Annotated in this window: 6 protein-coding genes (1 of these 6 only partly in view); 5 read left to right on the top strand and 1 reads right to left on the bottom strand. The window is 69.4% G+C overall.

Annotation, left to right across the window (positions count from 1 at the left end):
- The 5 genes from FrCorBMG51_RS12710 to FrCorBMG51_RS12690 form a co-directional block, all read left to right on the top strand.
- Positions 1 to 157: the final stretch of an NAD(P)/FAD-dependent oxidoreductase gene (locus FrCorBMG51_RS12710; RefSeq protein WP_200902429.1), read on the top strand. Its footprint begins 1,214 nt before the window's first position; the window shows 157 of its 1,371 coding nt (coding positions 1,215–1,371); its start codon lies off the left edge, out of view; its stop codon occupies positions 155 to 157.
- 14 nt (positions 158 to 171) lie between these two features.
- The gene (locus FrCorBMG51_RS12705; protein ID WP_047223264.1) at positions 172 to 492 is read left to right on the top strand and encodes a 2Fe-2S iron-sulfur cluster-binding protein; all 321 of its coding nucleotides are present in this window, start codon (positions 172 to 174) and stop codon (positions 490 to 492) included.
- A 177-nt stretch (positions 493 to 669) separates the two neighbouring features.
- Positions 670 to 1,779, top strand: a complete 1,110-nt coding sequence (locus FrCorBMG51_RS12700) for an NAD(P)-dependent alcohol dehydrogenase (protein WP_086055427.1) — start codon at positions 670 to 672, stop codon at positions 1,777 to 1,779.
- A gap of 59 nt (positions 1,780 to 1,838) precedes the next feature.
- Positions 1,839 to 3,299: an aldehyde dehydrogenase gene (locus FrCorBMG51_RS12695; RefSeq protein WP_047223263.1), complete on the top strand. Its 1,461-nt coding sequence runs from the start codon at positions 1,839 to 1,841 to the stop codon at positions 3,297 to 3,299.
- 207 nt (positions 3,300 to 3,506) lie between these two features.
- Positions 3,507 to 3,944, top strand: coding sequence for an ester cyclase (locus tag FrCorBMG51_RS12690; RefSeq protein WP_047223262.1), 438 nt, complete (start codon positions 3,507 to 3,509; stop codon positions 3,942 to 3,944).
- A gap of 284 nt (positions 3,945 to 4,228) precedes the next feature.
- On the opposite strand, the gene FrCorBMG51_RS12685 is transcribed toward FrCorBMG51_RS12690, so the two are convergent.
- Entirely contained in the window at positions 4,229 to 4,774 is a 546-nt protein-coding gene (locus tag FrCorBMG51_RS12685; protein ID WP_476742154.1) for a FadR/GntR family transcriptional regulator, read from the bottom strand.
- Positions 4,775 to 4,841: the final 67 nt, after the last annotated feature.

The following is a 4,841-nucleotide window of genomic DNA, read 5'->3' as shown; positions in this document are numbered from 1 at the left end:
GGCTGGCCGACCCCGCCGTGCCGCTTCGCAACGCTGTCATCAAATAAACCGCCATCAAATAAACCGCCACCAGACAGACCATTACCAGACAAACCATAACCAGAACAAGCTGTCACTACGTCAGGCCGTCAGCAAGCCATATGAAACAATCGGATGAGCACGGAGCGCGCAATGCCCGTAGTCACCTATGTTCTGCCCGACGGCTCCGAACGCGCGGTCGACGTCCCACCTGGGCAGACCGTGATGGATGGTTCGGTTCGCAACAACCTGCCGGGAATCGTCGCCGAGTGCGGCGGTAGCTGCTCGTGCGCGACGTGCCACGTCTACGTCGATCCGGAGTCGCAGGCGTTCTTCGACGAGATGACCGACGAGGAACGCGAGCTGCTGGAGTTCTCCGACGGCGCGCAGGACAACTCCCGGCTGTCCTGCCAGCTCGTCATCACCGGCGAATGTGAAGGGGTCCGGGTGACGGTGTCGGCCGAGAACGGCTGATCCGGATCCTTCCGGGACGCCGGCCGGCGGGATGCCCGCCGGCCNNCCGGCGGGATGCCCGCCGGCCGGCGGTGACACATCGGAGCCCTGGCCGACCGGCTCGCCTCCGGTAGCTCGGCTGGCCGGCAGTTCGGCGGTCAACAACATGCAATCAGCGGAACAGACGAGGGAGCGGGCATGGTGGACATCACTGCTGCGGTGGTGACAGCGGTCGGTGGAGAGTTTTTGCTGGACAAGCTCTCCCTCGACGGGCCGGCGGCGGACGAGGTACTCGTCGAGATCGCCGGGGTCGGGCTGTGCCACACCGACCTGGCGGTCAAGGAGGGGCATCTGCCCTTCCCACTGCCCGGCGTTCTCGGCCACGAGGGCAGCGGCGTGGTCGTCGAGGTGGGCAGCGCCGTCACCAAGGTCCAGAAAGGTGACAGGGTGGTCCTGAGCTTCAACAGCTGCGGGACGTGCCCGCAGTGCAAGAAGGACTCGCCGGCCTACTGCCACAATTTCATGGCCTTCAACTTCAGCGGTGTCCGGCCCGACGGGACCAGCGCGCTGAGCATTGCCGGGACCACGGCGGGCAGCAACTTCTTCGGGCAGTCGTCGTTCGGGACACATGCCCTCGCGCACGAACGGAACGTGGTCAGGGTCACCGACCCCACCGCTCCGCTGGCCCTGCTGGGGCCGCTGGGATGCGGCATTCAGACGGGTGCCGGCGCGGTGCTGAACTCGCTCGACGCCGAGGCCGGCTCCTCGCTGCTGGTCCTCGGCGGCGGCTCTGTCGGCCTGTCCGCTGTGCTCGCCGCAGTCGTCCGCGAGCTCTCGGTGATCATTGTCGTCGAGCCGATCCAGTCCCGCCGGGATCTCGCGCTCTCCCTGGGCGCGACCCATGTGATCGACCCGGCGGCCGGGCCGCTGTCCGAGCAGGTTCGCGCGATCATCCCTGGCGGCGTGGACTACGCGGTCGACACGACCGCGATTGTGTCCGTTCTCGAGCAGACGTTGCTGTCGTTGGCGCCCCACGCGTCCCTGGGGATTCTCGGCGTCCCGTCCGACCCGACGGCCGCGCTGTCGCTCAACCTGATTCAGGCCCAGGTGCTGGGAGTGACCATCTACGGGATCGTGGAGGGCGACAGCGACCCGGACCGGTTCATCCCCGAGCTGCTCGCGCTGCACCAGGCCGGGAAGTTCCCCTTCGACAAGCTGATCACCACGGTGCCGTTCACACAGATCAACGAAGCCGTGGCGGCGCAGCACCGCGGCGAGGCGGTGAAGATCGTTCTTGTCCACGAGTGAACGTGGCGGGAGTAAGCGCGGCGGCCCGCACAGGATTCCGTTCTCGTGAGGAGAATGCAATGACGACGACGATCGACTACGACCAGTTCTACATCGACGGCGGCTGGCAGGCGCCGGCCTCGAACGGCAGTATCCCCGTGCACTCGGCCAGCACCGAGGAGCGGGTGGGCAGCGTCCCGGAGGGGACCGAACGGGACATCGACCTGGCGGTGGCGGCGGCGCGCCGCGCCTTCGACGATCCGGACGGATGGTCCAGGTGGTCACCGGCGCGCCGCGCGGAGGCGCTGGAGCGGTTCGCGGCCGCGCTGGAGGCACGCGGCGCGGAGACCGCGCGCCGGGTCAGCGTCCAGAACGGGATGCCGATCTGGTTAGCCAACCAGTTCGAAGCGGGCTTCCCGCCGTTGCTGCTGCGCTACTACAGCGGTCTGGTCGCGGAGAGCGGCCTGGAGGAGATACGCCCCGGCATTCTGGGCGGCCGCTCCCTGGTCATCCGTGAGCCCGTCGGTGTGGTCGGCGCCGTGGTTCCGTGGAACGTGCCGCAGGCGATCTCCTTCCTGAAGATCGCGCCGGCGCTGGCCAGCGGCTCCACCGTCGTGATCAAGCCTGCGCCGGAGACCGTGCTGGACGCCTTCCTCGTGGGTGAGGCCGCGCTGGAGGCCGGGCTGCCCCCGGGCGTGCTCAACATCGTCCCCGGCGGCCGCGAGGTCGGTGCCTACCTCGTCTCCCATCCCGGGGTCGACAAGGTCTCCTTCACCGGGTCGACCGCCGCCGGGCGCGCGATCGCCGAGACCTGCGGCCGGCTGCTGCGGCCGGTGACCCTTGAGCTGGGTGGCAAGTCGGCCGCCATCGTGCTCGACGACGCCGACCTGGCGGCCAACATCCAGAGCTTCTTCGCCTCGACCCTGCTCAACAACGGCCAGATCTGCTGGCTCGGCACGCGGATCCTCGCCCCCCAGCGCCGATACCAGGAGGTCGTCGACACCATCACCGGGCTCGCCAGCTCGCTGGCGGTGGGGGACCCGCTCGACCCGGCGACCCAGCTGGGTCCGCTGGTGTCGTCCCGGCAGCGGGAGCGGGTGGAGTCCTACATCGCCAAGGGCGAGAGCGAAGGGGCCCGGCTGACCACCGGCGGCAAGCGGCCCAAGGACCTCGACAGGGGATGGTACGTCGAGCCCACGGTCTTCGCGGACGTGGACAACAAGCAGACCATCGCCCAGGAGGAGATCTTCGGGCCGGTGCTGGCGGTGATCCCGTACTCCTCCGAGGAGGAGGCCGTCGCCATCGCGAACGACACCGACTACGGCCTCGGCGGATCGGTGTGGACGGCTGATCCGGAACGCGGCACCGCGCTCGCCCGGAAGGTCCAGTCCGGCACGATCGGGATCAACGCCTACGTCAACGACCCCACCGCGCCGTTCGGCGGGATCAAGTCGAGCGGGATCGGCCGCGAACTCGGCCCGGAGGGGCTGCACGCCTTCCAGGTCCTCAAGACGATCTATCTCGACGCGTCCAGCAGCTGACCCCGAGCGCCATGTGACGTGTGCGCGCGGACGGGACGGATGTTCCTGCCGGCCGGTTGGGGCGCTGGTCGTCAGTGAGCCGTCCGACGTCCATGGCTCGCAGGTCTCCCGTCGCGCGGGGCCGGTTACCGCCGGCCCCGCGCGACGGGAATGCCGCTGGGACGGGCGGACAGCGGTGGTGCCATGACCAGTCAACGAGGAGGGATCATGGGAATCTCGATACGCGAGTCCCTGACCACGTATCCGGGACGCTACTTCGCCGCCTGGAACGGGCGGGATCTGGAAGTTGTCCCCGGTCTGCTGGCAGGCCGTTTCAGGTGGGTCGACCCGTCGCTGCCGGCCGACATCACCGATCTCGAAGGGGCACACGGGTTCTTCCAGGCGGCCTGGCAGGGGTTTCCCGACCTGCGTTTCGAAGCGGTGGGCGATCCCCTTGTCGACGAGATCACCGGTCGTGTCGCCCAGGAATGGCGCATGATCGGGACTCACACCGGTGAGGGCTTCCCGCCCGGGGTGCCACCCACCGGCCGGGCGTTCGACCTGGCGGGCACCGACGTCTTCACCGTCGACCCCGAAGGCCGCGCGACCGCCATCCACGCCTACTGGGACGTCACGACGCTGGCCCGTCAGCTCGGGCTCGCCTGAAACGAAAGCCAGGACAGGCCCGGCACAGGGGAGACGGGAGAGCGGGGGCGGGCCACGACGATCGCCACGTCGGCGGCTACGAGCTCCGTCATCTCCGGTTCCCCGGTTACCGGACGTACCTGGCGCGGGGGCATGGACAGGTGCGGACCTCGCGTAACCGGACAGTCGCGACGGCACGGGGCGGATGCCGCTCCGCCCCGGTCGTACGCCTCGCCGTGCCGGGCGCCGGCCGGCCGGCGGCGATGCCGCGGACGCTGGCCGGCCGCGCCCGTCCGCCCGCCCGGTCAGGTGATGCGGACCATGTCCTGGCGGTGCAGCGCGACGATCTTCTCCATTGCGACCATGTCCTGCTCCCGGATCGCGGCGACGAGGTTGCCGTGCACCTCCAGGTTGTGGCGGCGCAGCTCCTCACTGCCCTCCACGTACGTCGCCTTCGTGAGCGTGGCGCTGAGGATCGACACGATCGTCTGGTAGAGCCCGACCAGGACCTCGATCCGGGACGCCCGCGCGATGGCCAGGTGCAGGCGCATGTTCGCGGCCAGATAGGCGTGCGGGTCGTCCGTCGCAGCCTGCATGTCGTGCAGGGCCCATTCCATCGCCCGCACGTCCTCGGGCGAGGCGCGCCGCAGCGCCACTGGTGGGAAGAGCGTGTCCAGGTAGGCGCGTGCCTCGAAGAGATGCTCGGGGTCGACGGTCAGCCCCTGGTGCCACAGGTCGACACCGCCGAGACGGACCTGGGGCGGTGGGTTGGCCACGAACACCCCGCCGTTGGGCCCGGGCCGGACCGTGATCAGGTCGCGTTCGCGCAGGATGCCCAGGGCCTCGTTCATCACCGAGGGGCTGACCTCGAAACGGCTGATCAGTTCGGTGCGCAGCCCGAGCCGGCTGCCGGCGGGC

It is taken from the genome of Protofrankia coriariae (genome assembly GCF_001017755.1).
GTDB lineage: Bacteria > Actinomycetota > Actinomycetes > Frankiales > Frankiaceae > Protofrankia > Protofrankia coriariae.
This window is presented reverse-complemented; position numbering and strand designations above follow the sequence as displayed.

Excerpts from the sequence above, each read along its gene's own strand:
- FrCorBMG51_RS12695 (WP_047223263.1), top strand. The coding sequence starts at position 1,839 with ATGACGACGACGATCGACTACGACCAGTTCTACATCGACGGCGGCTGG.
- FrCorBMG51_RS12705 (WP_047223264.1), top strand. The coding sequence starts at position 172 with ATGCCCGTAGTCACCTATGTTCTGCCCGACGGCTCCGAACGCGCGGTC.
- FrCorBMG51_RS12685 (WP_476742154.1), bottom strand. The coding sequence starts at position 4,774 with ATGAACGAGGCCCTGGGCATCCTGCGCGAACGCGACCTGATCACGGTC.
- FrCorBMG51_RS12690 (WP_047223262.1), top strand. The coding sequence starts at position 3,507 with ATGGGAATCTCGATACGCGAGTCCCTGACCACGTATCCGGGACGCTAC.
- FrCorBMG51_RS12700 (WP_086055427.1), top strand. The coding sequence starts at position 670 with ATGGTGGACATCACTGCTGCGGTGGTGACAGCGGTCGGTGGAGAGTTT.